15 protein-coding genes are annotated in these 12,854 nt (G+C 67.0%); 2 read left to right on the top strand and 13 right to left on the bottom strand.

Annotated features, from left to right (window positions below; all coding sequences use genetic code 11):
• The first annotated feature begins 162 nt into the window (after positions 1 to 162).
• On the top strand, positions 163 to 876 hold the full coding sequence (locus tag X946_RS15225) for a glycine zipper 2TM domain-containing protein (RefSeq protein ID WP_038748838.1): 714 nt from the start codon (positions 163 to 165) through the stop codon (positions 874 to 876).
• 423 nt (positions 877 to 1,299) lie between these two features.
• On the opposite strand, the gene iscX is transcribed toward X946_RS15225, so the two are convergent.
• From iscX to X946_RS15165, 12 genes are all read right to left on the bottom strand, one after another.
• Positions 1,300 to 1,509: a Fe-S cluster assembly protein IscX gene (gene iscX / locus X946_RS15220; protein WP_038748836.1), complete on the bottom strand. Its 210-nt coding sequence runs from the start codon at positions 1,507 to 1,509 to the stop codon at positions 1,300 to 1,302.
• 17 nt (positions 1,510 to 1,526) lie between these two features.
• Complete coding sequence (fdx, locus tag X946_RS15215) at positions 1,527 to 1,868, bottom strand: ISC system 2Fe-2S type ferredoxin (RefSeq protein WP_038748834.1); 342 nt, start codon at positions 1,866 to 1,868, stop codon at positions 1,527 to 1,529.
• Between the two features lie 92 nt (positions 1,869 to 1,960).
• The gene (hscA, locus tag X946_RS15210; RefSeq protein ID WP_038748833.1) at positions 1,961 to 3,829 is read right to left on the bottom strand and encodes a Fe-S protein assembly chaperone HscA; all 1,869 of its coding nucleotides are present in this window, start codon (positions 3,827 to 3,829) and stop codon (positions 1,961 to 1,963) included.
• 56 nt (positions 3,830 to 3,885) lie between these two features.
• The gene (gene hscB, locus X946_RS15205; protein WP_038748831.1) at positions 3,886 to 4,413 is read right to left on the bottom strand and encodes a Fe-S protein assembly co-chaperone HscB; all 528 of its coding nucleotides are present in this window, start codon (positions 4,411 to 4,413) and stop codon (positions 3,886 to 3,888) included.
• Between the two features lie 114 nt (positions 4,414 to 4,527).
• Positions 4,528 to 4,851, bottom strand: a complete 324-nt coding sequence (gene iscA / locus X946_RS15200) for an iron-sulfur cluster assembly protein IscA (protein ID WP_038748829.1) — start codon at positions 4,849 to 4,851, stop codon at positions 4,528 to 4,530.
• Between the two features lie 87 nt (positions 4,852 to 4,938).
• Positions 4,939 to 5,352: a Fe-S cluster assembly scaffold IscU gene (iscU, locus tag X946_RS15195; protein WP_038748826.1), complete on the bottom strand. Its 414-nt coding sequence runs from the start codon at positions 5,350 to 5,352 to the stop codon at positions 4,939 to 4,941.
• Positions 5,353 to 5,417: 65 nt separating this feature from the next.
• Positions 5,418 to 6,641 (bottom strand): IscS subfamily cysteine desulfurase, encoded by a 1,224-nt coding sequence (locus X946_RS15190; RefSeq protein WP_038748825.1) that lies wholly within the window; start codon positions 6,639 to 6,641, stop codon positions 5,418 to 5,420.
• A gap of 66 nt (positions 6,642 to 6,707) precedes the next feature.
• Positions 6,708 to 7,247: a Fe-S cluster assembly transcriptional regulator IscR gene (gene iscR, locus X946_RS15185; protein ID WP_038748823.1), complete on the bottom strand. Its 540-nt coding sequence runs from the start codon at positions 7,245 to 7,247 to the stop codon at positions 6,708 to 6,710.
• 104 nt (positions 7,248 to 7,351) lie between these two features.
• Positions 7,352 to 7,831, bottom strand: coding sequence for a low molecular weight protein-tyrosine-phosphatase (locus X946_RS15180; protein ID WP_038748821.1), 480 nt, complete (start codon positions 7,829 to 7,831; stop codon positions 7,352 to 7,354).
• A 101-nt stretch (positions 7,832 to 7,932) separates the two neighbouring features.
• Positions 7,933 to 8,142, bottom strand: coding sequence for a hypothetical protein (locus X946_RS15175; protein WP_161788668.1), 210 nt, complete (start codon positions 8,140 to 8,142; stop codon positions 7,933 to 7,935).
• Positions 8,143 to 8,338: 196 nt separating this feature from the next.
• Complete coding sequence (locus X946_RS15170) at positions 8,339 to 9,781, bottom strand: lactate utilization protein B (RefSeq protein WP_038748818.1); 1,443 nt, start codon at positions 9,779 to 9,781, stop codon at positions 8,339 to 8,341.
• 56 nt (positions 9,782 to 9,837) lie between these two features.
• On the bottom strand, positions 9,838 to 10,560 hold the full coding sequence (locus tag X946_RS15165; protein WP_038748817.1) for a (Fe-S)-binding protein: 723 nt from the start codon (positions 10,558 to 10,560) through the stop codon (positions 9,838 to 9,840).
• Positions 10,561 to 10,740: 180 nt separating this feature from the next.
• Between X946_RS15165 and X946_RS15160 the strand changes: the two genes are divergently transcribed.
• The gene (locus X946_RS15160) at positions 10,741 to 11,553 is read left to right on the top strand and encodes an IclR family transcriptional regulator (protein ID WP_038748816.1); all 813 of its coding nucleotides are present in this window, start codon (positions 10,741 to 10,743) and stop codon (positions 11,551 to 11,553) included.
• A gap of 121 nt (positions 11,554 to 11,674) precedes the next feature.
• Here X946_RS15160 and pbpG read toward each other — a convergent pair whose 3' ends face one another.
• Entirely contained in the window at positions 11,675 to 12,796 is a 1,122-nt protein-coding gene (gene pbpG, locus X946_RS15155; protein WP_038748814.1) for a D-alanyl-D-alanine endopeptidase, read from the bottom strand.
• Positions 12,797 to 12,854 lie beyond the last annotated feature (58 nt).

Below are 12,854 nucleotides of genomic sequence, written 5' to 3'. Positions count from 1 at the left end.
CTTTGCATCGGATCGGAGTAACCGCTGAAGCACTAACTCCGATCGACGTACTTTGCATCGGATCGGAGTAACCGCTGAAGCACTAACTCCGATCGACGTGCTTTGCATGGGATCGGAGTAAGTGCTAAAGCACTAACTCCGATCGACACCGGAGAGTCGAAAATGGATAACCAGAACACCACCACGCAACAACGCCAGCGCATCCATCCGCTCGTCGCGACAGCCGCGGGCGCCGTCATCATCGCGAGCCTCGCCGCAACGGCCGCCGTCACCGGGCTGTTCCCGAAGGCGAGCAGCACCGATGCGCAGAACCCGCAGACGCAAGCCGCGCTGATCGCGTCGCAGCCGGCCGTCGACACGGCCGCCGCCGCGAGCGCCGCCCTCGCCGCGCAAGCAGCGCAGCAGCAGGCGGCGCAACGTCAGGCGGTCGCGCAAGCGGCGCCGAAGCCCGCGCCGCGTCCGGCGCGCCATCACCACACGGCGGCCGCGCCGCAACCGCCGCAATATGCGCAGCAATCGTCGCAGCAGCCGCAATCGTCGTACTGCGCGACTTGCGGCACCGTCGCCTCGATCGTGCCGGTGCGCACGGCGGGCACGAGCTCGGGGATCGGCGCGATCGGCGGCGCTGCCGCGGGCGGCCTGGTCGGCAACCAGTTCGGCCACGGCAACGGCCGCACCGCGATGACGATCATCGGCGCGCTCGGCGGCGGCCTCGCGGGCAATGCGGTCGAAAAGCAGGTGCGCAGCGAAACCGATTATCAGGTCCAGGTGCAGATGCAGGACGGCTCGACGCGCACGTTCACGTACCACAATCCGCCGCCGTTCGGCCAAGGCCAGCGCGTGCGGGTCGAGAACGGCACGCTCGTCGGCGCGTGACGCGAGCCGCGCGGCGCGAGCGGCTGCGCGCCGCATGCGCGTGCGGCCGAGCGATTCGGCGTCGCGGCCGCGCTGTCGGCCCACCATGAAAAAACGGCTCGTGATTGCGTCACGAGCCGTTTTTCCTTGAATCCTTGCCGGAAATTTCGCGACCGCCGCGTCGCCCACGTCGCCGCGAGCCGTCATCCGATCCGCTATCCCGATTCATACGCCGCTGGGCTGGCGATCGCGCGACGCCGATCGAGCGGGCCGAGACGCACGCCGTCACGTCATCTCGCCATCTCGCGCTCCGCCTCGAGCGCGGCTGCCCCGCGCACCGGGCGCGACGGCGCCGCATCACACCGCATCGCGCCGCTTCGCCTGGCCTTTCGCCCAGCCCCAGCGTCGACCCGGCCCACGCTTGCGCCAGTCCCCCGCGCCGCGTCAGTCTTCGTCGTCGAAGTCCGATTCGTCGATCCAGTGCGCCTGGATCGCCTCGAGAATCTTCTCGCCCGAATGACTCGGATCGTCGTCGAAGCCGTCCAGCGCCAGCACCCATTGCCGCAGATCGACGAAATTGATCCGCTGCGGATCGACATCCGGATGCTTGTCCGCGAGCGCGATCGCGATCTCGCGGGAATCGGTCCATTTCATCGCCGAATCTCCTCGCCTCAGTGATTTTCCTTCGCGTGGTTGATCGAGTACTTCGGAATCTCGACGACCAGATCCACGCCCTCCTTCACGACCGCCTGGCACGACAGGCGCGACGTCGGCTCGAGGCCCCATGCCTTGTCGAGCAGGTCGTCCTCGTCCTCTTCGGACGGCTCGAGCTCGTTGAAGCCTTCGCGGATGATCACATGGCACGTCGTGCATGCGCACGATTTCTCGCACGCGTGCTCGATCTCGACGCCGTTGTCGAGCAGGTTGTCGCAGATGCTCTTGCCGGGCACGGCGTCGATCACCGCGCCGTCCGGGCACAATTCGACGTGCGGCAGTACTACGAGTTGAGGCATGTTCGTTCCGTTCGTTCAGCCAGTGCGCGGCTTGCCGCCGCGCCGTCCATCGCCGCGCCGGCGGCCGGTCGGCCGCGCGGCTCGGTTCGTATTCAGATCTCGTCGAGCTTGCGGCCGGCGAGCGCCCGCTTGATGCTCTTGTCCATCCGGCGCGCGGCGAATTCGTCGGTGCCCTCGGCGAGCGCCTTCGTTGCCGCGTCGATCGCGTTCGCGTCGTCGCCCGTCGCGACCGCGCGCAGCGACGCGACGAGACCGTCGACCATCGCGCGCTCGTGCGCGTCGAGCAAATCGCCGTCGGCGGCAAGCGCCACGTCCGTCGCGTCGACGAGGCGCTGCGCCTCGACTTGCGCCTCGCGCAGCGCGCGCGCTCGCATGTCGACTTCGGCCGTCTTGAAACTGTCTTCGAGCATGCGCGCGATGTCGTCGTCGCCCAAGCCGTACGACGGCTTCACGACGACCGACGCCTCGACGCCGGAGTGCTGCTCGCGCGCGAACACCGACAGGAGGCCGTCCGCGTCGACCTGATAGGTCACGCGAATTCGCGCGGCGCCCGCCGCCATCGGCGGAATGCCGCGCAGCTCGAAGCGCGCGAGCGACCGGCAGTCGGCGACGAGCTCGCGCTCGCCCTGCACGACGTGGATCGCCATCGCGGTCTGGCCGTCCTTGAAGGTCGTGAATTCCTGCGCGCGCGCAACGGGAATCGTCGAATTGCGCGGAATGATCTTCTCGACGAGGCCGCCCATCGTCTCCACGCCGAGCGACAGCGGAATCACGTCGAGCAGCAGCCAGTCGTCGCCGCCGCTGCGGTTGCCCGCGAGCAGATCCGCCTGGATCGCCGCGCCGAGCGCGACCACCTGGTCCGGGTCGAGGTTGACGAGCGGCGGCTGGCCGAAATGCTTCGCGACCGCGTCGCGGATCACGGGCATCCGCGTCGCGCCGCCGACGAGCACGACGCCCTTGATGTCGGCCGCGCTCACCTGCGCGTCGCGCAGCGCCTTGCGCGTCGGCGTCAGCGTGCGCTGCACGAGCGGCTCGACGAGCGCGGCGAACGCGTCGCGCGTAATCGTCTGCGCGAGCTTTTCGCCCGTCGACAGCTTCACGTCGACATGCGCGTCCCGCGCGAACGACAGCGCCTCCTTCGCGCCGCGCACGCGGTCGAGCAGCAGGCGCACGTCCTCGGGCGCGAGCGCCGCCGCCTCGATGCCCGCTTGCGCGAGCACGTGCGCGAACAGCGCGTGATCGAAATCGTCGCCGCCGAGCGCCGAATCGCCGCCTGCCGCGAGCACTTCGAACACACCCTTCGTGAGCTTCAGGATCGACAGGTCGAACGTGCCGCCGCCGAGGTCATAGACCGCGTAGAGGCCTTCCGCGCCGTTGTCGAGCCCGTACGCGATCGCGGCCGCGGTCGGCTCGTTCAGCAGGCGCAGCACGTTCAGGCCCGCGAGCCGCGCGGCGTCCTTCGTCGCCTGGCGCTGCGCGTCGTCGAAATACGCGGGCACCGTGATCACCGCGCCGACGAGCTCGTCGCCGAGCGTGTCTTCGGCGCGCTGGCGCAGCGTCGCGAGAATTTCCGCCGACACCTCGACCGGGCTCTTTACGCCGTCGACCGTACGGATCTGCACCATGCCGGGCGCATCGACGAATTCGTACGGCGCGTTCGCCGCGCCTTCGACCTCCGCCTTGCCGCGCCCCATGAAGCGCTTGACCGACACGATCGTGTTGCGCGGATCGATCGCCGCCTCTTCCTTCGCGGTATGGCCGATGCGGCGGCCGCCCTTCTCGAGATAGCGGACGACGGACGGCAGCAGCACGCGCCCGTCGTCATCGGGCAGCGCCTCCGGAATGCTGTTGCGCACCGCGGCGACGAGCGAATTCGTCGTGCCGAGGTCGATGCCGACGGCGAGGCGCCGCTGATGCGGCGCGGGCGCCATGCCGGGTTCGGAAATTTGCAGTAAAGCCATCTGTATGTTCGATGGGGGCCGAAGCCCCGCTTGCATCGCGTGCGTAATGCGCGCGGTTAGTGTTCGAGGCGCTCGATCTGAGCGCCGATCTCGGCCGACACGCGCTCGACGAACATCAGTTGCCGCACGGCCTCGGCCGCGCCCTGATCCGAGCCGCTGTCGAGCAGCGCGCCCAGCTTCGCGAGGCGCGCGCGCCGCTCGTCGCGCAATTCGGCGAGCAGCGCATCGAGCTCGCCGACGTTCTTCGCGGCCGCCGCATCCTCGATGCGCTCGCGCCACTCCATCTGCTGCATCAGGAACGCCGGCTCCATCGCCGTGTTGTTCTCGGCGCCGACGTCGACGCCGCGCAAGTGCAGCAGGTACGTCGCCCGCTTGAGCGGATCGCGCAGTGTCTGGTACGCCTCGTTCGCACGCGTCGCCCATTGCATCGCGATGCGCTTTTGCGCGTCGCCCGCCGCGGCGAAACGGTCCGGGTGCACCTGCGACTGCACGGTGCGGTACGCGGCGTCGAGCGTAGGCTCGTCGAGCGCGAATTGCACCGGCAGGTGAAAGAGATCGAAATGGCTGTCTTTCAGCGAAACCATCGCGTAATAGCTGTAGCGCTCAACTCGTTGTCGACTGCGGCACGACGTCGACCGATGTGCCGCCCATTAAAAAGGCGGCCCGCGCCGCCTCTCGTCCGCCTCGCGCGGATGCCGTCACACGCGGAACGATTCGCCGCAGCCGCACTCGTCCTTCACGTTCGGGTTGTTGAACTTGAAGCCCTCGTTCAATCCCTCGCGCGCGAAGTCGAGCTCCGTGCCGTCGATGTACGCGAGGCTCTTCGGATCGACGAAGACCTTCACGCCATGGCTTTCGAACACCTGATCCTCGGAGGCGAACTCGTCGACATACTCGAGCTTGTACGCGAGGCCCGAACAGCCGGTCGTGCGCACGCCGAGCCGCAGGCCCAGCCCCTTGCCGCGCCGCGTCAGATACTTCTGCACGTGCTGCGCAGCCTTTTCGGTCAGTGTGATAGCCATAGTGTCCTTCGTCGCACGAAGCGAGCCTCGTGCGTCATGCGTCTAAACCCAAAACCGGTCGACCCTGCGTCGAACCCGCGGCGCCGCTTACGCGGCGGCCTTGCCGTCTTCAGCGCCTTCGTGGTCGTGGCGCTTCTTGTAGTCGGCAACGGCCGCCTTGATCGCGTCTTCCGCGAGGATCGAACAGTGGATCTTCACGGGCGGCAGCGCGAGCTCTTCGGCGATCTGCGTGTTCTTGATCGCGAGCGCCTCGTCGAGCGTCTTGCCCTTCACCCATTCGGTGACGAGCGAGCTCGACGCGATCGCCGAACCGCAACCGTAGGTCTTGAACTTCGCGTCCTCGATCACGCCGTTCTCGCCAACGCGGATCTGCAGCTTCATCACGTCGCCGCACGCGGGCGCGCCAACCATGCCGGTGCCGACCGCGTCGTCGTCCTTCGCGAACGAGCCGACGTTACGCGGGTTTTCGTAGTGATCCAGAACCTTGTTGCTGTAAGACATGATTCAAACTCCTTGCTTCGTTTCGTCTGCGCGGCACTCAATCGCCCGCGGAAATATCGTTGCGCTCAGTGCGCCGCCCATTCGATCGTCGACAGATCGACGCCGTCCTGATGCATTTCCCAAAGCGGCGACAGGTCGCGCAGCTTGGCGATCTTGCTCTTCAGCAGATCGATCACGTAGTCGACTTCCTGCTCCGTCGTGAAACGGCCGACCGTGAAGCGGATCGAGCTGTGCGCGAGCTCGTCGTTGCGGCCGAGCGCGCGCAGCACGTACGACGGCTCGAGCGAAGCCGACGTGCACGCGGAACCCGACGACACCGCGACGTCCTTGATCGCCATGATCAGCGACTCGCCTTCGACGAAATTGAAGCTGATATTCAGGTTGTGCGGGATACGATGCTCGAGGTCGCCGTTCACGTAGGTCTCCTCGATTTGCGACAGGCCGCGCAGCAGCTTGTCGCGCAGCATCCGGATGCGCTCGTTCTCGGTCGCCATTTCCTCCTTGGCGATGCGGAACGCCTCGCCCATGCCGACGATCTGGTGCGTCGGCAGCGTGCCCGAGCGCATGCCGCGCTCGTGGCCGCCGCCGTGCATCTGCGCCTCGATGCGCACGCGCGGCTTGCGGCGCACGTACAGCGCGCCGATGCCCTTCGGGCCGTAGGTCTTGTGCGCGGAGAACGACATCAGGTCGACCTTCAGCTTCGCCAGGTCGATCTCGACCTTGCCCGTCGCCTGCGCGGCGTCGACGTGGAAGATGATGCCCTTCTCGCGGCAGATCTCGCCGATCGCCTCGATGTCCTGGATCACGCCGATCTCGTTATTCACGTGCATCACCGACACGAGGATCGTGTCCGGGCGCAGCGCGGCCTTCAGCGCGTCGAGCTCCAGCAGGCCGTCGTCCTTCACGTCGAGATAGGTCACCTCGAAGCCTTCGCGCTCGAGCTCGCGGCACGTATCGAGCACCGCCTTGTGCTCGGTCTTCACCGTGACGATGTGCTTGCCCTTGCCCTGATAGAAGTGCGCGGCGCCCTTGATCGCGAGGTTGTCGGATTCGGTCGCGCCGGAGGTCCAGATGATTTCTCGCGGATCGGCGTTGACGAGCGCGGCCACCTGCTCGCGCGCCTCTTCGACCGCGCGCTCCGCGTCCCAGCCGTATGCGTGGCTGCGGGACGCCGGATTGCCGAACTGCTCGCGCAGATACGGCACCATCTTGTCGACGACGCGCGGATCGACGGGCGTCGTCGCGCTGTAGTCCATGTAGATGGGCAGGTGGGGGATCTCGTTATTCATCTATCGCTCCGGGTATGCGTTCGTGCGGGGACTGTTCGTTGTGCTGCCGCGTTCAATGCGCGGCAATCATGAGCTTGCGATGTTGAAGACCGAATTCGGGCCGAGCGGAATCGAGCGCACGGGCTCGACGCTCGCCGCAACGGGCTCCGGCTTGCGCTTGTCGCGCAGCACGGCGGGCGTGCCTTCGCGGGCGCGCTGCTGATCGACGAGATCCTGCAGCGATACCGAATCGAGGTATTCGACCATCTTCTGGTTCAGCGTCGACCAGAGCTCGTGCGTCATGCAATGGCCGTCGGGCTGCTTCGTGCCTTCGCACGCGCCCTTGCCGCCGCATTGGGTCGCATCGAGCGGCTCGTCGACCGCAATGATGATGTCGGCGACCGTCACGTCCTGCGCGCGGCGCGCGAGGTTGTAGCCGCCGCCCGGTCCGCGGACCGATTCGACGATTTCATGCCGGCGCAACTTGCCGAACAACTGCTCGAGGTAGGAGAGCGAAATCCGCTGGCGCTGGCTGATGCCTGCAAGCGTCACCGGGCCTTGCTCCTGGCGCAGCGCCAAGTCGATCATCGCCGTGACGGCGAAACGGCCTTTGGTGGTGAGTCTCATGGTATTGAATGGGCAGCAATCTTGACGATTTTGGTCAAGTATAAATATTTGACAAATTTAGTCAAGTATCCCTGCCGCTAAAAGGGGGTTGTATGTGCGGCGCTTCAGCGCGCCGTTTCGCGCAAGCGCTCGAGGAGCCCGCGGCACGCATCCTCGCACTGATCGAGCACCCGCTCGAAGCCGCGCGCGCCGCCGAAGTACGGATCGGCGATTTCGCGCGCCGATGCGTCGCTTGCATATTCCATCAGCAGCCGGATCTTGCCCTGATGCTGCGGCGGGCAGCGCTTGCGCAGCTCGGCGAAGTTGGCGGAATCCATTGCGAGCACGAGATCGAAGCGCTCGAAATCGGCCGCGCCGATCTGCCGCGCGCGCAGCGCCGACAGATCGTAGCCCCGTGTGCGCGCCGCTTGCTGCGCGCGCGCATCGGGCGCCTCGCCGGCGTGCCAGTCGCCCGTGCCGGCCGAATCGATCGCGATCGCCTCGTCGAGCCCCGCTGCCGCCACCTGGTGCCGCATCACCCCTTCGGCGGTGGGCGAGCGGCAAATGTTGCCGAGGCAGACGAAACAGATCGCGACGCTTTTCATCACGCAACCAGACAATCGCGGCGAACCGCACGGATGGACAGCGCGCCATTATACAAAGGCGCACCGATTCCCGCTTGCGCCAGATTCGGCTTCACGGCAGCTTACAAAGCCTTTGCGCCGGCGAGCGGCGCGACGGGCGACGCGGCGGGCAGCGCCTGCGACGCGTCGTCGACGAGCCCGTACGACACCGTGCGCGCGAGCTCGGCCGACGCATCGCGCGCGACCGCCTGCCCGCGCTGCGGCGCGGCCCCGGACAGGTACAGGTAAGCGGCGGCGGCGAGCGGCACGACGATCGCAAGCGGCCAGTACATCGATATTGTCTTTCTCATGATGCGACCTCTCTCGGCTGGCGCATTGGGACGCTCCCCAATGCTGACATGTCGAGATTCTATAGATCGCACCTATCGAGATAAATATGCGAATAGCGAACGCAGTGTTGTCGCTCGATGAACAGTCGCGGCGCAACGCGTTCCCCGTCCACGCGCGCCACGCTTGCGCACGGTCAAGTCAGCGTGTCGACGACGACGGATCGAGATGCGTGCGCGACGCCGCGTACAGCTCGCGGAACGTCCTGCCGGCTGGTGCCGGGATGTCGCGCGTCGCGGTCCAGCCGCGCGCGAACGGGAACCGCCCGAGCGTGCCAGCGACGCCGCCCGACGTGCCGCCCGCCCGCTCGAGCACGCGCACGACGAGCTTCGTCGCGAACGCGTACAGCGTGGGCCGCCGCGCGAAAAAGCCCCACGCGGCGAGCGCCGCGCGCTCGCGCCACGGCCGCAGGTGACGCTCGACCTGCTTCTCGCGCAGCTTGCGCAGCAGGCCCGAAATCGGGATGCCGACCGGACAGACGCTGTCGCACTCGCCGCAGAGCGTCGCGGCCTGCGGCAAATCGAGCGCCTTGTCGAGCCCGACGTAGCTCGGCGTCAGCACCGAGCCCATCGGCCCCGGATACACCCAGCCGTATGCGTGCCCGCCGACCTTCTGATAAACCGGGCAGTGGTTCATGCACGCGCCGCAGCGAATGCAGCGGAGCATCTCCTGGAACTCGCCGCCGATGAGCCCGCTGCGGCCGCCGTCGACGAGCACGACATACGAATGCTCGGGCCCGTCCTCGTCGCCCTCTCCCCGCACGCCCGTGAGCAGCGAAAAGTAGTTCGACGTCTTCTGCCCGGTGGCCGAGCGCGGCAGGAGGCGCATCGCGGTCGCGAGATCCTCGAGCGTCGGCAACACCTTTTCGATTCCCGTCACCGCGACGTGCACGCGCGGCAGCACCGTGCACATGCCTTCGTTGCCCTCGTTCGTCACGAGCACGACGGAGCCCGTCTCTGCGATCACGAAGTTGCCGCCCGTCACGCCCATGTCGGCCGACAGGAAATGGGGGCGCAGCACCTCGCGCGCCTCGCGGGTCATCTCCGGAATCTCGGTCAGGCGCGGCCGTCCGTGCGTCCTCGCGAACAGCTCGGCCACCTCTTCCTTGTCCCGGTGCAACACGGGCGCGATGATGTGGCTCGGCGGCTCGTTGTCGTTGATCTGCAGGATGTACTCGCCGAGGTCGGTCTCGATCGACTGCACGCCCAGCCGGCCGAGCACAGCGTTCAGATTCGCCTCCTCGGTCACCATCGACTTCGTCTTGATGACCTTCTTCACATCGTGCCGCCGCGCGATGTCCGCGACGAGCGCCGCCGCGTCGGCCGTCGTCTCCGCGTACAGCACGGTCGTCCCGCGCCGCGCCGCCTCGCGCTCGAACATCTCGAGCCACACGTCGAGCCGCTCGAGCGCACGGTTGCGGCGCGCCTTCAGCTCCGCGCGCGTCGCGACGAAGTCGATCTGCGTGACGGCCTGCGCGCGTCCCGACACGAATTTCGTCGACAGCCTCTTGAGATTTTCCTGCAGGCGCGCATCGGCGAGCTTTTCGCCCGCGCGCGCCTTGAAATGCATCGATTGGACTTGCATGGCGGCTCGTGAGGTTCGTGGTTCTCGTCGCGATCGTTCGTTCGGCGGGGCGGCGCTCAGACGTCGCCCGCGAGCACCTGCGCGACGTGCAGCACGCGCGTGTCGTGGTCGCCCGTGCGGCGCAGGCGCCCTTCGATGTTCAGCATGCAGCCGAGATCGCCGAGCACGACTGCGGGAGCGCCCGTCGCGCGCACGTTCGCGCATTTCTCGTCGACGATCGCGCTCGAGATGTCGCCGTACTTCACCGCGAACGTACCGCCGAAGCCGCAGCAGTGCTCGCAGTCCTTCATCTCGTCGACGGCCACGCCGCGCTGCGCGAGCAGCGCGCGCGGCTGCGCCTTCACGCCGAGCTCGCGCAGGCCCGAACAGGAATCGTGGTACGTGACGGGCCCCTTGAACTCGCCCGGCTCGAGCTTCACCCGCGCGACGTTGGCGAGGAAGTCGGTCAGTTCGTAGACTTTCGCGCGCAGGCGCCCGTAGCGCGCCATCAGCTCGGGATCGTCGCGAAAGAGGTCGCCGTAATGGACGCGGATCATCCCGCCGCACGAGCCCGACGGCACGACGACGTAGTCGAACTGCTCGAACTCGGCGAGCGCCTTTTCCGCCAGATCGCGAGCGATCGCGCGCTCGCCCGAGTTGTACGCGGGCTGGCCGCAGCAGGTCTGCGAAGGCGGCACGACGACTTCGCAGCCCGCCTCTTTCAGCAGCTTGAGCGCCGAAAAACCGATCTCGGGCCGCATCAGGTCGACAAGACACGTGACGAACAAACCGACTCGCATAGGCGCTCCTTCGAGAAAACGGCGCTCATTATCCGCCGTTTGCGCGGCAAGACCAACGTTGCGCCGCAATCGCGCAATGCCCGGCGCCGAGCGAGGACTTCCTCGAACACCGTTCGCTTTTTTCACTATACGAGATACAATCGCCGCATTGGTACTTGATGCGGCAATCGATTCCTCACGATGAGCAACCCGAACCCGGATTCCAAGACATCGATCCAGGTGATCGAACGGATGATGCGGCTCCTCGATGCGCTCGCCGCGCACAGCGATCCGGTCAGCCTGAAGGAACTCGCGCAGCGCACCGAACTGCACCCTTCCACCGCGCACCGGATCTTGAACGACATGGTGACCTGCCGTCTCGTCGATCGCTCCGACCCCGGTACATACCGGCTCGGCATGCGCCTGCTCGAGCTCGGCAATCTCGTGAAGGCGCGCCTGTCGGTGCGCGACGCCGCGCTGATGCCGATGCGCGAGTTGCACCGGCTGACGGGCCAGACCGTGAACCTGTCGGTGCGCCAGGGCGACGAGATCGTCTACATCGAGCGGGCGTATTCGGAGCGCTCGGGAATGCAGGTCGTCCGCGCGATCGGCGGCCGCGCGCCGCTGCACCTCACGTCGGTCGGCAAGCTGTTCCTCGCGGCGGACGAGACGTCGCGGGTGCGCGCGTACGCAACGCGCACGGGCCTCGCCGGCCATACGCAAAACAGCATCACCGATCTGCCGAAGCTCGAGCGCGAGCTCACGCTCGTGCGCCAACAGGCGTGCGCGCGCGATAACGAAGAGCTCGAGCTCGGCGTGCGCTGCATCGCGGCCGGCATCTACGACGATTCCGGCAAGCTCGTCGCCGGGTTGTCGCTGTCCGCGCCCGCCGACCGGCTCCAGGACGCGTGGCTCGGCCAGTTGAGCCGCACGGCGCTCACGATCTCGGAATCGCTCGGCTATCGCCCGGAAACCGCGAGGGAAGCGGACGCGCTGGCGCAAAAGCAGGCGTAGGCGCGCGCGCATCGCGCTCCAGCGCTCGGCCGCCCCGCGCCTCCGGTGGCCGGCGCACAAAAAAAGCCCCGCATTCGCGGGGCTTTTTGCTGGGCGATGCGACGCTCGGCCGCGTCCGCGATCAGGTCCCGCCCGCCGGCGTGTTCGCCGCCGTCAGGCGCTCGCCGCCGCCGTTGTCGAGCCAGTTGCGCACGCGCGACGCATCGGCGAAGCGCGAGTACTTGCCGAACGAATCGAGCAGCACCATCACGATCGGACGGCTGTGAATCGTCGTCTGCATCACGAGGCACTCGCCCGCTTCGTTGATGAAACCAGTCTTCTGCAGGCCGATGTCCCACGAAGGATTGCGCACGAGCGCATTCGTGCTGTTGTACGCGAGCGTCCGCTTGCCGGTGTTCACCTCGTAGCTGCGGTCGGTCGAGAACTTGCGGATGAGTGGGTACTGATACGCCGCGTTCACCATCTTCACGAGATCGCGCGCGCTCGACACGTTCTGGCTCGACAGCCCAGTCGAGTTCTCGAAATGCGTGTCGGACATGCCGAGCGCCTTCGCCTTCGCGTTCATCGCGGCGATGAACGCCGGACGGCCGCCCTGGTAGTAGCGCGACAGCGCGGCCGCCGCGCGGTTCTCCGACGCCATCAGCGCGATGTGCAGCATGTCCTCGCGCGACAGCACCGAGCCCACCGACAGGCGCGAACCCGTGCCCTTCTCGTAATCGCGATCCTCGTCGGTCACTTCGACCTCGTCGGTGAGCTGCGACTTCGAATCGAGGACGACCATCGCGGTCATCAGCTTCGTGATCGACGCGATCGGCACGACCGCGTGCGAATTTTTGTCGAAGAGCGGCTCGGACGTGTTCTGGTCGACGACGTAGGCGACGCTCGAGCGCAGCGCGAGCGAATCGGGCGTGTCGTGCAGGCCGAACGCCTGGCCGACCGACGGCGGCCGCGGCTGGAACGCGACGCGGCGCACGCCGCTGTGGTGACGGCCGTTCGACACGTAGGTCACGCGCTTGCGCGCGCCTTTCGCGCGCGGTTCGGCGCTCGACGACGCGGCGCGCAGTGACTTCTTCGCCGCGCTCTTCTTGCCTTTCGCGCTCTGCGCGGTCTTGGCGGTGGCGGCGAACGCGTCCGCGGGCGCGACGGCGGCCGTCGCCACCATCAGCGAGACGGCGACCGAAACGGCGGTGCCGAGCGCCACGCTCTGCATCATCCTGAGCGGTGCAAACAGTTGGGCTTTCATTGGGGTCCGAACAAAACGGCGGGAGGTTTCCGCAAGTGTAGTAAAAGCTGAAAAAATA

The sequence above is a fragment of the Burkholderia sp. ABCPW 111 genome (genome assembly GCF_000773065.1).
Taxonomy (GTDB): domain Bacteria; phylum Pseudomonadota; class Gammaproteobacteria; order Burkholderiales; family Burkholderiaceae; genus Burkholderia; species Burkholderia savannae.
The sequence above is the reverse complement of the archived record's forward strand: the minus strand, read 5'-3'. Positions and strand labels throughout refer to the sequence as shown.